The 14,833-nt window shown below is 65.4% G+C and carries 14 protein-coding genes and 2 tRNA genes; 9 read left to right on the top strand and 7 right to left on the bottom strand.

Annotation, left to right across the window (positions count from 1 at the left end; genetic code table 11):
* Window positions 1–45: 45 nt before the first annotated feature.
* The 5 genes from E5A73_RS01725 to E5A73_RS01705 all read left to right on the top strand — a co-directional run bounded on the left by E5A73_RS01725 (window position 46) and on the right by E5A73_RS01705 (window position 4,124).
* Window positions 46–2,052 (top strand): lytic transglycosylase domain-containing protein, encoded by a 2,007-nt coding sequence (locus tag E5A73_RS01725; RefSeq protein ID WP_135962068.1) that lies wholly within the window; start codon window positions 46–48, stop codon window positions 2,050–2,052.
* Window positions 2,053–2,102: 50 nt separating this feature from the next.
* Entirely contained in the window at window positions 2,103–2,579 is a 477-nt protein-coding gene (gene greB / locus E5A73_RS01720) for a transcription elongation factor GreB (RefSeq protein ID WP_135962067.1), read from the top strand.
* Window positions 2,580–2,699: 120 nt separating this feature from the next.
* The gene (locus E5A73_RS01715) at window positions 2,700–2,978 is read left to right on the top strand and encodes an acylphosphatase (RefSeq protein WP_135962066.1); all 279 of its coding nucleotides are present in this window, start codon (window positions 2,700–2,702) and stop codon (window positions 2,976–2,978) included.
* A gap of 109 nt (window positions 2,979–3,087) precedes the next feature.
* A complete protein-coding gene (locus E5A73_RS01710; protein ID WP_135962065.1) occupies window positions 3,088–3,474 on the top strand; it encodes a DoxX family protein in 387 nt (128 codons plus the stop codon).
* Window positions 3,475–3,554: 80 nt separating this feature from the next.
* Window positions 3,555–4,124: a Uma2 family endonuclease gene (locus E5A73_RS01705; protein ID WP_135962064.1), complete on the top strand. Its 570-nt coding sequence runs from the start codon at window positions 3,555–3,557 to the stop codon at window positions 4,122–4,124.
* A gap of 19 nt (window positions 4,125–4,143) precedes the next feature.
* Here E5A73_RS01705 and E5A73_RS01700 read toward each other — a convergent pair whose 3' ends face one another.
* Both E5A73_RS01700 and ettA read right to left on the bottom strand, forming a co-directional pair.
* Complete coding sequence (locus E5A73_RS01700) at window positions 4,144–4,602, bottom strand: GNAT family N-acetyltransferase (protein ID WP_135962063.1); 459 nt, start codon at window positions 4,600–4,602, stop codon at window positions 4,144–4,146.
* A gap of 5 nt (window positions 4,603–4,607) precedes the next feature.
* Complete coding sequence (gene ettA, locus E5A73_RS01695) at window positions 4,608–6,287, bottom strand: energy-dependent translational throttle protein EttA (protein ID WP_135962062.1); 1,680 nt, start codon at window positions 6,285–6,287, stop codon at window positions 4,608–4,610.
* Between the two features lie 144 nt (window positions 6,288–6,431).
* Between ettA and E5A73_RS01690 the strand changes: the two genes are divergently transcribed.
* From E5A73_RS01690 to E5A73_RS01680, 3 genes are all read left to right on the top strand, one after another.
* Window positions 6,432–7,805 (top strand): M28 family peptidase, encoded by a 1,374-nt coding sequence (locus E5A73_RS01690; protein WP_135962505.1) that lies wholly within the window; start codon window positions 6,432–6,434, stop codon window positions 7,803–7,805.
* Window positions 7,806–7,969: 164 nt separating this feature from the next.
* A complete protein-coding gene (locus tag E5A73_RS01685) occupies window positions 7,970–8,209 on the top strand; it encodes a hypothetical protein (RefSeq protein WP_135962061.1) in 240 nt (79 codons plus the stop codon).
* 127 nt (window positions 8,210–8,336) lie between these two features.
* Complete coding sequence (locus tag E5A73_RS01680) at window positions 8,337–9,662, top strand: dicarboxylate/amino acid:cation symporter (RefSeq protein ID WP_135962060.1); 1,326 nt, start codon at window positions 8,337–8,339, stop codon at window positions 9,660–9,662.
* 1 nt (window position 9,663) lies between these two features.
* On the opposite strand, the gene E5A73_RS01675 is transcribed toward E5A73_RS01680, so the two are convergent.
* From E5A73_RS01675 to E5A73_RS01660, 4 genes are all read right to left on the bottom strand, one after another.
* Window positions 9,664–9,740: transfer RNA gene (locus E5A73_RS01675), tRNA-Pro, on the bottom strand.
* Between the two features lie 64 nt (window positions 9,741–9,804).
* A tRNA-Ile gene (locus E5A73_RS01670) sits at window positions 9,805–9,880 on the bottom strand.
* Window positions 9,871–10,929 (bottom strand): polysaccharide deacetylase family protein, encoded by a 1,059-nt coding sequence (locus E5A73_RS01665; RefSeq protein ID WP_135962059.1) that lies wholly within the window; start codon window positions 10,927–10,929, stop codon window positions 9,871–9,873. The genes E5A73_RS01670 and E5A73_RS01665 overlap by 10 nt, the downstream gene beginning before the upstream one ends.
* Before the next feature lie 7 nt (window positions 10,930–10,936).
* The gene (locus tag E5A73_RS01660; RefSeq protein WP_240699967.1) at window positions 10,937–12,649 is read right to left on the bottom strand and encodes a sensor histidine kinase; all 1,713 of its coding nucleotides are present in this window, start codon (window positions 12,647–12,649) and stop codon (window positions 10,937–10,939) included.
* A gap of 180 nt (window positions 12,650–12,829) precedes the next feature.
* Between E5A73_RS01660 and E5A73_RS01655 the strand changes: the two genes are divergently transcribed.
* Window positions 12,830–13,297: an Lrp/AsnC family transcriptional regulator gene (locus E5A73_RS01655; RefSeq protein ID WP_135962058.1), complete on the top strand. Its 468-nt coding sequence runs from the start codon at window positions 12,830–12,832 to the stop codon at window positions 13,295–13,297.
* A 49-nt stretch (window positions 13,298–13,346) separates the two neighbouring features.
* Here E5A73_RS01655 and E5A73_RS01650 read toward each other — a convergent pair whose 3' ends face one another.
* A complete protein-coding gene (locus E5A73_RS01650; RefSeq protein WP_135962057.1) occupies window positions 13,347–14,609 on the bottom strand; it encodes a tetratricopeptide repeat protein in 1,263 nt (420 codons plus the stop codon).
* Window positions 14,610–14,833: the final 224 nt, after the last annotated feature.

The following is a 14,833-nucleotide window of genomic DNA, read 5'->3' as shown; positions in this document are numbered from 1 at the left end:
CAATCGGGACTGGCAGATAGGCGGCGAGCGCCTATGATGTCCAGTATGCTCGCGTCGGTTATCAAGAGCGCTGTTTTGCTCGCTGGGGTATCGGGAGTTGCGGTTTCATCGCAGCTCTCGCAGGAACAAATCCGGTCGATGGCGGGGGCACTGCAAAGCGCCATCTCACCCGTCCAGCCGGCCTATGCGCAAGGGGATCCGGTCTCCTATGCGCTGATCGAATGGAAGCGGCTGCAGCAGTCCGACAATTGGCCGTTCGCCGATTATGCCAATTTCATGCTCGCGCATCCCGGCTGGCCCGGCGAGACGAGCCGGCGTGCGGCGGCGGAAACCTCGCTCGACAACGGCAGCGGGGCGCCGGGGCTGGTCGTCGGCTTCTTCTCGCGCTTCCCGCCGCTGACCCCCGCCGGCCATCTCCGCTTCGCCGAGGCTCTGGCGGCGTCGGGCCGACGCGCCGATGCCGACGAACAGGCACGCAGGGCCTGGCGCGCGGGCCAGCTGCGCGCATCCGACGAGAGCAGGCTGATGTCGGGCTTCCTGTCGGCGCTGACGCCCGCGGATCACGACGCGCGGATGGACATGCTGCTGTGGAAGGGCTCGGTGAGCCTCGCCCAGCGCCAGCTCGCTTTCGTCTCGCCGGCGAAGCGGGCGATCTTCGAGGCGCGGATCGCCTTCCGGAGCAAGGCTGCCGATGCGGCGTTCAAGGGCGCCACTGCGATGGAGCTCGGGCGCAGCGATCCGGGCTATATCGCCGACCGCGCGCGCTGGCTACGCGACACCGGGCAGAGCCCGGCAATGCGCGCCTATCTTGCCCAGCGGCCGCGGCTTACATCCTATCCGGGCGACGCCGAAGCCTGGTATGAAGTGCTGCTGATGGCGGCGCGCGGCGCTTCCGCCGACGGGCAGCACAGCCTTGCCTACCAGATCGCCAGCCAGGTCGACGACGCCTTCCCGTCGACCACGGTAATCGCCGAACTGCCGCTCGGCGAACGCGACGATTATACCAGCCTGACCTGGCTCGCCGGCACCACTGCGTATTACAATCTCGCCCGGGCTCGCGACGCGGTTGGGATGTTCGAACGCTATTCGAAGGGCTCGAAGACTCCGACGACTCAGTCGAAGGGACTATACTGGGCCGGACGCGCCGCCGAGGCGGCGGGCGATCAGGTGGGTGCGGAGGGCTATTTCGCACGCGCCGCGGGCTTCGCCGACCTTTATTACGGCCAACTCGCCGCCGAACGGATCGGGCGGCCGCTAAAGGGCCCACCGCCGCTCGACACGCGGGTCGCCGATCCGGTGACGCGCGACACGTTCTATCGGCGCGAGACGGTCCGCGCGGCGCAATTGCTGGGCACCCAGGGCGACCGCGTGTCGCAGGGGCTGTTCATCCGCCAGATCGCGCGCGATGCCACCTCCGACACCGACCACGTCCTTGCCGCCGAACTCAGCCGCACGATCGGACGCCCCGATCTCGGCGTGATGGTCGGGCGCAGCGCGCTCGAGAACGGGCTTTCCGATTATACCGCGGCGGGGTTCCCGTCGGTCCGCGTGCCCGAATCGCAGCGCGATTACTGGACGATCGTCCACGCCATCGCGCGGCAGGAGAGCCAGTTCGATCGCGCCGCGGTGAGCCATGCCGGCGCGCGCGGGCTGATGCAGCTGATGCCGGGAACCGCGGCCGAGACTGCCGGCAAATTGGGGCTGAGCTATGATCGCGAATCGCTGACCACCGACACCGACTACAACATCAAGCTCGGCTCGAGCTATTTCCAGCGCGTCTACAACCTCTACGGCAGCTATCCGCTGGCAGTGGCGGCCTATAATGCCGGGCCGGGCAATGTGAACAAATGGATCCGTGCCAATGGCGACCCGCGGCTTCCGGGCGGCGACATGGTCAAATGGGTCGAACAGATCCCGATCTTCGAGACCAAGAATTACGTCCAGCGGGTGCTCGAGAACGCCGTGGTCTATGACCTGATGAACCCGCAATATGCCCGCTCGCGCGGGCCGGCGAACATGAGCTGGTATCTGGGCAAAAACCGGCCGGGCTAATCCAACTTGGTCTTCCCGGCCTTTGCCGGGATGCCGTATGGGGACAGGGAATGGACCGCCCCAATTACATCACCCCCGCCGGCTATTCGACGCTCAAGGCCGAATATGACGCGCTGTTCGGCGGCGAGCGGCCGAAGCTGGTCGAGACGATCGCCTGGGCAGCAGGCAATGGTGACCGTTCCGAGAATGGCGATTACATCTATGGCCGCAAGCGGCTGCGCGAGATCGACCGGCGACTGGGATGGCTGTCGAAGCGGATGAAGGCGGCCAAGGTGGTCGACCCCGCGATGCAGGAGGATCGTACTCGCATATTCTTCGGTGCGACCGTCACCGTTGCCGACGAAGACGACAACCATCGGATACTTACCCTGGTCGGCGACGATGAGACCGATGCCGGCAACGGACTGATCGGCTGGAACGCGCCGCTCGCACGCGCGCTGCGCGGGGCGACGACAGGCGATCTGCGCCGGGTCACCTTGCCCGGCGGCGAGCGGGAATATGAAGTGATTGCCGTAACCTACCCCTGAACCCAGCCCTGAATCGTGCTTCGGATGCGGTGAATCGCAGCATCGCCCCGCCCACCTTTCGATGCACCGTGCTAGACTGGCGACGGGACCCGCGTTCGGGTCCGGGTCAGCGTGGGGTTTATGGCGACACAGCGTATTCTGGTTTCAGGTCGCGTCCAGGGCGTCGGCTATCGCGACTGGGTAGTGCGCACGGCGCAGCGGACCGGCCTGACCGGCTGGGTGCGCAACGTGAAGGACGGGCGAGTCGAGATTCTGGTCTCCGGCGACGACGAGACCGTCGCCAAGCTGGTCGAGGGCTGCCGCGAGGGTTCGCCGCTGGCCCGCGTCGAGCATGTCGAAGCCTATTCGGCCGAGAACGAGAAGCAGACCAAGGGCTTCACCAAGCGCTTCACGGCGTGAGGGCGTAAACGCAGGGTTTCCCACCGGCCGGTTGATTCTTGGGTCGCGGCATGAAAGGTTCCACCTTCGAAACGGCCTCGTCATCGCGCGCCGTGAACAGGAGGAACGCATGCCCATTCCCGCGAACTGGTCCGGCCCCCTGCTGAGCGTGCTGCGCATCGTCGCCGCGCTCGCCTTCCTCCACCACGGCACTTCGAAATTCTTCGGGCTGCCGCCCTTCCCGATGCCGGCGCCGCTGCCGCCGCTGCTGCTCGCGGCGGGTGCGATCGAGCTCGTCGGCGGCGCATTGCTGCTGATCGGCCTGCTTACCCGGCCGGTGGCGTTCATCGCCTCGGGCATGTGCGCGGTCGGCTATTTCATGGCCCACGCACCCAAGGGCTTCTTCCCCTCGGTCAATGGCGGCGAGGCGATCCTGCTCTACGCGTTCATCTTCCTGTATCTCGCCGCAGCCGGTGCCGGACCGTGGAGCGTCGACGCGGCGCGCAACCGAGGCTGACGCGTCGGAACAGGTTGGAAGACGATGAGCGGGAGGGTCAGCCCATGCGTTCAGGGATAGAATATGATAAGGCTATCCGCATGACCGAGGTCCTCCCCCTCAACAACGCCCACCTGCCGGTAAAGCTGCGGCTTGAGGATTATCTGCTGCTCGACGAGCATGGGGCCTTCCAGGATTATGCGAAGACGGAGCTGATCGAGGGGGATATCTTCTTCATGAACGCGCAGCACCGGCCGCATGCCAGAGTGAAATCGCGTCTCTTTCTCGCGATCGCCGACTGCTTACGTGAGATCGGAGGCCTGGAAGCGATCGTAGAGGGCTCGATCGCGGTTCCTCCATACAGCTCCCCGGAGCCTGACATCGTCGTAACCGATGATCCGGAAGGAAAGGGATTAATCCCGCTCCAGTCTGTACGCCTGATCGTTGAAGTTTCCGATGCTACCCTCGCGTTCGATATGGCACGCAAAAGGAAGCTCTATGCGGACAACGCCGTCCCGGAATATTGGGTCGTGGATGTCAACGCAGGTGTGATCCACCAGATGTGGGGGCCCGCGGACGACGCCTATGCTGAATGCCGCGAGATCGCGTTCGGCGAGCGGTTCACTGCCGCGACGATTCCGGCGCTGTGTGTGGACACCAGCGCGCTCTGACTACGGTAGCCCGGCGCGTTCAGGCCTGGGGCGACGCCAGTTCCTTGCGCTGGATCACCACCGGGATTCCCCGCGCATCCGTCTCGAAACCGGCAACGTGGAAACCTTGGCGCAGGTTGAGCACGATCATCGGGTTGTTCGCAGCGCGGGTGCGGGTTTCGACAAGGCGATAACCACAGGCAGCCGCGTCGGCATGCTGCCGGCGCATCAATTCAGCGGCGACGCCCCGTCCGCGCAATTCGGGGGTAACGCCCCCCAGCCAGCTATAGAGCATATCGCCGCCGCGGCGATAACCGAGCTTGAAACCCTGCCACTCGCCGCCTTCGACCGCGAGCCACAGCATCGGATCGGTCAACCGAGGCAGCCGATCAAGCAAATAGGAGTCGGTGAAATCCGGAAAGATCGACCGGCAGAGCGCCAGCAACGGATCGGCGGCATCCGCCACCGGCCCCTGCCAGCGCTCATATCCGACCGACACGCCGATCAGCGCGTCAACTTCTTGTACGACAGCGCCGTCGGCCGGTCTGCGGCGTCGCCAAGACGGCGGCGCTTGTCTTCCTCATAGGCTTCGAAATTGCCTTCGAACCATTCGACATGGCTGTTGCCCTCGAAGGCGAGGATGTGCGTGGCGAGGCGATCAAGGAAGAAGCGATCGTGGCTGATCACTACCGCGCAGCCCGCGAAATTCTCGATCGCTTCCTCGAGCGCGCCCAGAGTCTCGACGTCGAGATCGTTGGTCGGCTCGTCGAGGAGCAGGACGTTGCCGCCCTTTTTCAGCATCTTGGCGATGTTGACGCGGTTGCGCTCGCCGCCCGAGAGCTTGCCGACATTCTTCTGCTGGTCGGCGCCCTTGAAGTTGAATGCGCCGACATAGGCACGGGTCGAGGCGTCATGGCCGTTGACCTTCATGTAATCGAGCCCGTCCGAGATTTCCTCCCAGACGTTCTTCTTGGGATCGAGATGGTCGCGGCTCTGGTCGACATAGCCGAGGCGCACGGTCGAGCCGAGGTCGATGGTGCCGCTGTCCGGAGTCTCCTGTCCAGTGATCATCTTGAACAGAGTCGACTTGCCGGCGCCGTTGGGACCGATCACCCCGACGATGCCGCCCGCGGGCAGCGTGAACGAGAGGTTCTCGAACAGGAGCTTGTCGCCATAGGCCTTGGAGATGTTCTCGACTTCGATGACCTTGCCGCCGAGGCGCTCGGGCACCTGGATGACGATCTGGGCGCCGCTCGGCTTGCGATTCTTCTGCGTCTCGACCAGCTGCTCGAACTTGGCGATACGCGCCTTGGACTTGGTCTGGCGGGCCTTTGCGCCTTGCCGGATCCATTCGAGCTCGTTCTTGATCGCGGTCTGGCGGCTCGATTCCTCGCGCTCCTCCTGCTCGAGGCGCTTCGACTTCTTCTCGAGATAGGTCGAGTAATTGCCCTCGTACGGGAAATATTTGCCGCGATCGATCTCGAGGATCCAGCCGACGACGTTGTCGAGGAAATAGCGATCATGGGTGATCATCAGCACCGCGCCGGCATATTCCTTGAGGTGATTTTCGAGCCACTGGACGCTCTCGGCGTCGAGATGGTTGGTCGGTTCGTCGAGCAGCAGGATCGAGGGTTTCTGGATCAGCAGCCGGGTGAGCGCGATGCGGCGCTTCTCGCCGCCCGAGAGATTCTCGACCGGCCAGTCGCCCGGCGGGCAGCGGAGAGCCTCCATCGCGACTTCGAGCTGGTTGTCGAGCGTCCAGCCGTCGACTGCGTCGATCTTGGCCTGGAGATCGCCCATTTCCTCCATCAGCGCGTCGAAATCGGTATCGTCCTTGGGATCGCCCATCTCGGCCGAGATCGCATTGAAGCGATCGACGAGGTCGGCGGTCTCGCGCGCGCCTTCCTTGACGTTGTCGAGCACATTCTTGCTCGGGTCGAGCTGGGGCTCCTGCTCGAGATAGCCGACGGTGATGTACTCGCCGGGCCACGCCTCGCCGGTGAAATCCTTGTCGACGCCCGCCATGATCTTCATCAGCGTCGACTTGCCGGCGCCGTTGGGGCCGACGATGCCGATCTTGGCGCCCTGATAGAATTGCAGGTTGATGTTCGACAGCACCGGCTTGGGAGCGCCGGGGAAGGTCTTGGTCATGTCCTTCATGACGTAGGCGTATTGGGCGGCCACGATAGGGTCTCCGATGGAAATTCTGTCTGCGGGAAGTTTGGCCGCGATGTAGCGATCGGAGCGCCAAATGGCAACGCGGCGGAGATACGAACAAATCGGAAACGCGCCTTGGCAAATGTTACGGGCATGGCTAGCAACGCCGTCATGACCAAGCGCATCCTGCTCGCCGCCGCCGCGGCGCTCGCCCTTCCCCTCCCCGCGCTCGCCCAGACGCACGATGTCGTCGCGTTGCGCGACGCGGCGCTCAAGGACGATCTCGCCTGGGAGATCACCGAAGGGCTGACTACCGAAGTGGGCCAGCGCCTCGCCGCGACAGAGGCGGAGGCGCGCGCGCGGGCATGGGCAGTGAAGAAGCTGACCGCGCTCGGTTTCCAGAACGTCCATATCGAGACCTACAAGATGCCAGTCTGGGTGCGCGGCGCGGAGAGCGCTGAAGTGCTCGGCACCTCGTCGCAGAAATTGACGATCGCCGCGCTCGGCAATTCGGGATCGACTGGACCCAAGGGCGTCGAGGCCGAAGTCGCTTTCTTCCCGACGCTCGCCGACCTGCAGGCCGCGCCCGCGCAAGCCGTGAAGGGCAAGATCGTGTTCGTCAGCCACGCGATGACGCCGACGCAGGACGGCTCGCAATATGGCGTGTTCGGCGGTGCCCGCCGGCAGGGTCCGGCGCTCGCGGCGAGCAAGGGCGCTGCGGCGATCCTGATCCGCTCGATCGGCACCGATCATCACCGCAACCCGCATACCGGGGTGACCAACTGGCCCGACGGCACCAAGCCGATCGCGGCGGCGGCGCTGTCGCTCCCCGATTCCGAGCAGCTCGAACGGTTGCTCAAGCGTGGGCCGGTGCGGCTCAAGCTGCTGGTCACCCCGCAATTCAAGGGCGAGGCCGAATCGGGCAACGTCATCGCCGACGTGCCGGGCAGCGACCCACAGGCGGGGATTGTGCTGGTCGGCGGCCACCTCGACAGCTGGGATCTCGGCACCGGCGCGATCGACGATGCCTCGGGGCTCGGCATCACCACCGCGGCGGCAAAGCGGATCCTCGACGCAGGCCAGCCGCGCCGGACGATCCGCGTCGTATGGTTCGGCGCCGAGGAAGTGGGAGGATTCGGCGGCGAGGCCTATGCCAAGGCGCATGCCGGCGAACGCCATGTCTTCGCGTCGGAATCCGATTTCGGGGCCGACCGGGTGTGGAAGTTCGAGACCAATCTGCCCGATTCGGCCAAGCCGATCGCCGACCGGCTGGCGACCGCGCTCGGCCCGCTCGGCATTTCGCGCGGCCACGGTATTGCGGGCGGGGGCACCGATGTTGGGCCCGTATTGCGCACCGGGGTCGCCGGGATCGACCTCGACCAGTCGGGGCTGCGCTATTTCGATTACCACCACACGCCCGACGACACGCTCGACAAGATCGACCCCGAGCAACTGCGTCAGAATGTGGCAGCATGGACGGCGCTGCTGGCGATCGTGGCGAACGCGCCGGAGGACATCGGCAAGGTTCAGCCTGCCGCCCACTGATTTATGTCAAGGCGCTCCGATGTCCTAATTCGGGCAGAAAAGTGGCAGAAATCTTGCGGTTTGTCGCATTTGCGATTGACGCAAGCGCAACGACCGCTATTCCAGCGGTTCGCGTCGGGCATTGGGCCGGATGCGAAACGTTTAATGTTCCACAGGAGCACCCCATGAAGAAGATCCTCATTGTTGCTGCGACCGCAGGCCTGATGTCGCTCGCAGCTTGCGGCGGCGGCACCACCAACACCACTGCCGAGAACGTTGCCGAGAGCCACGAGGCGAACGCTGCGATCTACGAAGAGGCAGCCGACAACACGTCGAACGTCGTTGCCGAGAACGTCCTCGAGAACGCTGCCGATGTCGAAGAGAACAAGGCCGACGCCGCGCACGACAACGCGACCGCGCATTGATCTCTTTTCCGGCCCGCATGGGCCGGAGCTGAAATTCAGGAAGGGCGCTCCCGCGGGGGCGCCCTTTTTGTTTGTAATGCGTTGATCGCGACGGGGATCGACCTGCGCGACTGCGAAGGGGACGAGGATGGGAGCTGGCGTGCACGCGGACGGGCAGAAGCGGCCGTTCTGGCAATTGCTCTATTTCTGGGTGCTGGTCGGCATCGTCGCCGGCGTTGCGGTCGGCTATTTCTCCCCTGCTTTCGGCGCGAGCCTGCAGCCGCTCGGCGATGGCTTCATCAATCTCGTCAAGATGATCATCCCACCGGTGATCTTCCTGACCGTCGTCACCGGGATCGCCGGATCGCGCCAATTGGCGGCGCTCGGCCGCGTCGTGGTCAAGGCGTTCGTCTATTTCCTATTCTTCTCGACCCTGGCGCTGATCGTCGGGCTCGTCGTCGCGCACGTGATTCAGCCTGGCGCGGGGATGCACGTCGATCCCTCGACGCTCAACGCCGCGGCGGTTCACGGTTTTGCCGAAAAGGCGCACGAGACCACCGTCACCGGCTTCCTGCTCTCAGTGATCCCGACCACGCTGGTGTCGGCCTTCACCAGCGGATCGATCCTCCAGATCCTGTTCGTCGCGGTGCTGTTCGGCGTTTCGCTGACGTTGGTCGGCGAGGCCGCGCGGCCGGTGACCGACATGCTCGAACGACTCGCCTTGGTCATATTCCGGCTGGTGACGATCGTGATGTGGGCCGCGCCCGTCGGCGCATTCGGCGCGATGGCGTTCACGATCGGCAAATACGGTCTCGGCAGCCTGTGGAGCCTCGGCGCACTGGTCGGCAGCTTCTATCTGACTGCGTTGATCTTCGTGCTGGTGATCCTCGGCAGCGTGGCCGCGTTGAACGGCTTTTCGATTCTCAAGCTGATCCGCTATCTCAAGGGCGAGTTGCTGCTCGTGCTCGGCACGTCGTCTTCCGAAGCCGCGCTGCCTGCGCTGATCCAGAAGCTGGAACGCGCCGGGTGCGACAAGGAAGTGGTGGGGGTGGTGGTGCCCACCGGCTATTCGTTCAACCTCGACGGCACCAACATCTACATGACGCTGGCCGCACTGTTCATCGCGCAAGCGACCGGGGTGCAATTGACCCTCGGCGAGCAGATCGCCTTGCTCGGCGTGGCGATGCTGAGCTCGAAGGGCGCGGCGGGCGTCACCGGATCGGGCTTCATCACGCTCGCGGCGACGCTGGCGATCGTGCCGAAGGTGCCGATCGCGGGAATGGCGCTGATCCTCGGGGTCGACCGCTTCATGAGCGAATGCCGCAGCTTGACCAATTTTATCGGCAATGCGGTTGCGACGATCGTCGTGGCGCGCTGGGAAGGCGCGCTGGACCGCGAGCAGTTGGCGCGGGCGTTGGATGGAATGCCCGACGACGCACCGACAGCGGCGCCAGTGGCGGCAGATCGGGATTAAATGGTCGGGGAGACAGGATTCGAACCTGCGACATCCTGCTCCCAAAGCAGGCGCGCTACCGGACTGCGCCACTCCCCGACGCCGATGCCGCCTAGGCCTTTGTGCCGCGATGCACAACCCGGCGTATGACGTTTTAAAGTGCTGGTGGGCCCGGCAGGACTCGAACCCGCAACCTAGCCGTTATGAGCGGCCAGCTCTAACCATTGAGCTACAGGCCCCCAGCGCCCGCGGCAGTAGCGGAGGTTGGGCCCGCGCCGCAAGCCGCGTCGAGGATCTCGGCGAGCGATGCTGGCGCGACGCCCAGCCGCCCGAGCAAGGCGAACACCGCGTCCCACCACCGCCAGAACGCAGCGAGATCGGCGGCGTCGCGGACATAAGGCGTGTGGCCGGGCTGGATCGAAGGCGAATGGAAGCTGAAATTGAGCAGCCGCACTCCCTCCCCCACCGCGATGCGGACCGCTTCGAGTGCTTCGTCCAGCGGCATGTCTTCGGGCGTGAGCGCCACCCGCGACAACAGGCCGAGCCGCGCCGCCGCGCCGCGCCCTCGCGGCACGCTGCCGAGCCGACGATGGAGCATGGCGCCGCCCCGGCGCAGCGTGCCGGTGAAGACCGTGGTCAGCGGGAGCTCGACGATCGTCTCCGCGGGGCCCGTGCGGAACGCGTGGTTGGGGATGGCCGAAAAATCGGGACCGCCGTCGCGGGAATAGTCGTAGCCCGAACGCATCGAGGTGTCGGCGCGGTAGCCGAGCCGGGCGAGCGTGGCGAAGCTGTTCGGGCCGATACCATAGCGTCCGGCACGATAGATTGGCGGCCGGACGCCGAATGCCACGGCGATGGCCTGGGTAAGGGTTGCGAGCTTCTGCGCTTCCAACGGGCCAGGAAGGTTGGCGGCGAAGCTGTTGGCGGCAGAGAGATCCTCGTCGAAAGGCGGGTTGACCCACGGATGAAGCTGGGTGCCGATCGCCGAGCGGCCGTCGCCGATCAGCCCGCGGAGAATTTCGACCGCGCGCGGGCAAGTCGCGATCGGATAGTCAATCAGCCAGGTCAGCGGAACGCCGTGCGCGGCGAAGCGGGCATGCGCGTCGGGCATCGCTGACATGTGGCTGGTGCCGCCGGCGTCGCGGCTGAACGCTGCGCCCCAGTCGAATTCCTCTTCGGTATCGACGAACAGCGTGAAGCGCGTGCCGAAGGTATCGGGCCATCGGACGATGGCACCCGGCGCAGCCGCGGGGGGACGATAGCCCCTGCCGGAATGCCGCGCCTCCACGCTCAGATCAGATCGCCTGCCCCATTTGGCTGGTTACGGCGGCGGGAAGCCGCAAAGTCAAGCTCGCCGGACCGATGAGCAGGCCGCCGCCCAGTTCGCGGGCGAGATTGCGCGATAGCCGCAGCGCGAAGCCCGTGCCCAGCAAGGTCGAATCCTCGCGCTCGTCATCGATGCCGAGCACCGAATCGCCCGGATAGTCGGCAAGTGCCTTCGGACGGTCGATCGACACGGCGACGCGCTGGTCGCTTTCGAGCGCCACCTTCACGCCGATTCGCTCGCCGGGGCCGCTGGCCGAGACGAGCGTAGCCATCAGCCGCGAAAGCAACCGCTCGACCGCGCGGCGATCGCCGACCACCGCCAGATCCTCGACCGGCAGCCCGATCATCGAGCCGCGCAGCTCGAGCAAGGGCGCGAGATCGTCGGCAATCGCAGCGAGCAGGGGTCGCAGTGCCACTCGGTCGGGGCTGAGCGCGAGCGCGTCGCTGTCGATTCGCGCGGCAAGATCGAGATCGTCGATCGCGCCGATCAGTTCGCGCGCTTCGGTGCGAATGACGTGCGCGCGGGCGCGATATACGTCGGAGACCGGGCCGAGCATCTGCGTCTCGATCATCTCGGCGAACCCGGCGATGGCATTGGTCGGCGTGCGCAGCTCGTGGACGAGCTGGCGCAGCGACTCGGCCGGCGAGCCCATCGGCACGCGGGCCGGCTCGGCGCGCTCGTCGGTGCGCGGGCGCCGCGCCGTACCGCGATAGCCGGTGAAGCGGCCATTCGCCGGATCGAATACCGGGACCGCCGAGATCAGCCAATCGCCTGCGGCGTCCGCGCTGCCTTCGATCACCATCCGCGCAGTCGAGAAGCCGGCGCGGCGGCGGAATGCGCCCGCGGCGACACCATCGACCTGCGAACTGTCGCCCTCGCCAATGAGATCCAGCGAGAGCCCGATCACCGGCGCGCGGCTGACTCTGTCGACCCAGCGAATCACGCCTTTCTCATCGGTTTCGAAGCGGAATTCCACGGCCCGCGGCGGTGCCGGCGGCACGACCGGGCCGGCTTCCTCGCGATGGCGCCAGAACGCATCGATCCGCGCGACGACCTCGGCGATTTCAAACGGACCCGAATCCTCCCCGAAAGGCGGGGGTGCGACCGGCCGTGCCGGCGTCGCGGCAGATGCCGCGGCCGAGATCCTGTCGCTTTGATCCATGTTCGGGTTGTGCGCGCGGGAGCGCGGTTCCGCAATCGGCGCGGCCGATCTATCCACAACTTCCGTCGCTGCATTGGCGGCGTTGGTCGCGCTGTCGGGCAGGACTAAGTCGACAGGTCCGAAACTCTCGAGCGCACGGCGCACATCCGGGCCAAGATCGCGGCGATTGCGCAGAACGCTGCGCGCGGTCGGCGACAAGTCCGGGAGCAGCTGAATCCATTCGGACGATGTCAGTCGAGCACTGCGCAGCACGGGAATCGCGATCGGGATATCATCCTGCGCGAACAGGCGAACCAGCGCCGCCGGCGGATCGGCATATTCGAGCGCGCGCGCGCTGCCGGCGCGCACCGGCGGCGGCACGTCGGCCCGAATCGCCCGCAGAGTCGCCATCGCACGCGTGGCGGGCGGCACCCGGCGGCGGCCGATCAAGTCGACGAGTTGGCGCCATACCGATTGCACGCCATAGGGCGTACCCAGATCGGCTGCGAGCACCGTTTCGAGAGTGTCGTCGAAGCGCACGCGCCTTAATCTTTCCCGCGACGCGGAAGCGCGCCATTGGAATTTATTAACGTTTGAAGGGGACGCTAGATACATGCCATTTCGGCACGTCGCATTGTGGGACAATTGCGTTGCGTTGTAATTATCTTATAGTCTAGCAACCCCAATATGCAACGAATCCACAATGAAAGAGAGGACGCCATGCGATTCGACGAGATCGATGTGCGGATCCTCGGGCTGCTGCAGGATAATGGCAGGATGACCAATGTCGAGCTGGCCGAGCGCGTCGGACTGACTGCGCCGCCCTGCCTGCGCCGTGTCCGCGCGCTGGAGCAACAGGGCGCGATCGGCGGCTATCACGCCGCACTCGATCCGACCGCGCTCGGCTACAACCTCACCGTCTTCGCGATGGTCAGCCTCAAGAGCCAGGCCGAGAGCGACCTGCGCGCGTTCGAGAAATTGGTGGCGGAAATTCCGGAAGTCCGCGAATGCCATATGCTCAACGGCGAGATCGACTTCATCCTCAAGATCGTCGCGCCCGATCTGCAGAGCTTCCAGCAGATCCTGACCACCCAACTCACCACCGCGCCCAATGTCGAGCACGTCAAGACGTCGCTGACGATCCGCACGTCGAAAGCGCTGCCCGGGGTGCCGGTTCCCGAGATGTGAAAAGGGCGGCACAAGCGGCCGCCCTTCCCCTTTAATTTGCGCCGCCGCCTCAGGCGAGCGGCGGGACGTCGAGCGAAGTCTGCCAGAGCAGCGCCATGTTCGCATAAGCGCCCTTGACTGCCTGGAATGCAGTGCGCGCTTCATCCTTCCGGCCAAGCGCGCGCAGCGCCACGCCGCGGTTGAGATTGACTTCGTCGGCGTCGACGCTGCCCTTCTGGAGCGACAGGTCATAGAGTTCGACCGCGCGTGCATAATTGCCCGAGGCGAGAAACGCATCCCCGGTCTGCTGCGCGGTGCGGCCGTCCTTGGCGGTGGCCGACTGCTTGGCGACGCCTTCGAGCGAACCCTCGGACTTCACTGCGGTCTGCGCCGCAGCGTAGGTACGCTGGACGTCGGCATCGCCCGCCGGGACCTTGCCCGACTTGCGGCCTTCGTCGATCACTGCGACGGCTTCCCAAGGCAGGCCCGATTGCTGCGCGGAATAAGCGTAATCGGCATAGTCCCCCCGATCGGCCAGCACGTTGGTCGCGCGCTGGAGGCGATAGAGGTTGAGCCTGTCGGTCTTGCTGTTCGCAGCGGCCGGCGCGCCTTGACGGAAGATCTGGATCGCCCAGCGCCAGTTCTGGGCGGTCGGATATTCGGTGATGAAGCGCTTGAGCCAGTCGGCCATGGCAGCGCGATCGCCGCCTGCGTTCACGCGCGAGATGACGAACTTGTACCAATCGGCCGGCGGCTTGCGCCCGGCAGCCTTGGAACCCTCGATCGCCCGATTCACCTCCGCGATCGATTCGGCGTTCTTGCCGGTCGCGGCATAGGCATTGGCGAGAAGTACTGGCAGATCGGGCTCGGTCGAGCCGAGCTCGCGTGCCTTGATCAGCGCCGGAATCGCCTCGGCCGGCTTCTTCTGATTGATCAGCTCCGCACCGACCATATACTCGTAAAGGGCACCGTAGACCCTGACCCGGTCTGCCGGGGTCTTCGGATTGCTCGCGAGAAGACCCAGTGCCTTCATCTGGCCGGCCTGGTTCTTGCGCTCGAGCTCGAGCAGGAGCCGCATATAGGCCGCGTAATATTTCTCGTCGTCGTTCTTGGCCAAAGCCTCGGTGGCGGCGATCTGGGTTTCGGCGGTGGCGAGATCCTTCGCCTTGAGCGCTGCATCGGCGGCGGCGGCCGGCTTGCGGAACTCGTCGCTGACCTTGAGCTCGGGCACGGCAGCAGCCTTGTCGGCCTTCTGCGCGAACGCGGGAGCGGCGCTCATGGAGGCGCCCAGCGTCAGCGCGGTAGCCAGCGCCAGCTTCGAAACGAACGTCATGTACAACTCTCCTCGTGGAACCGGCCGACGGTTTGGCGGTCCTGTAAATGCCTGCCGCGCGCCATTCAAGCGGACGTGTTTGACTTCGCGATGGCCAGCGCGTGCTGAACGACGATTGAACGCGTTCGTCGTTCCATGTTGGCCGCCCTCGAGATGAGCGCGGATCGGCCCCCTACGCGCGCGTACGCGCGAGCGCGCGGGCTTGGCAGGTGGTATCGGGCGCG

Source organism: Sphingomonas gei, assembly GCF_004792685.1.
GTDB classification, from domain to species: Bacteria; Pseudomonadota; Alphaproteobacteria; order Sphingomonadales; family Sphingomonadaceae; genus Sphingomonas; species Sphingomonas gei.
The sequence above is the reverse complement of the archived record's forward strand: the minus strand, read 5'-3'. Positions and strand labels throughout refer to the sequence as shown.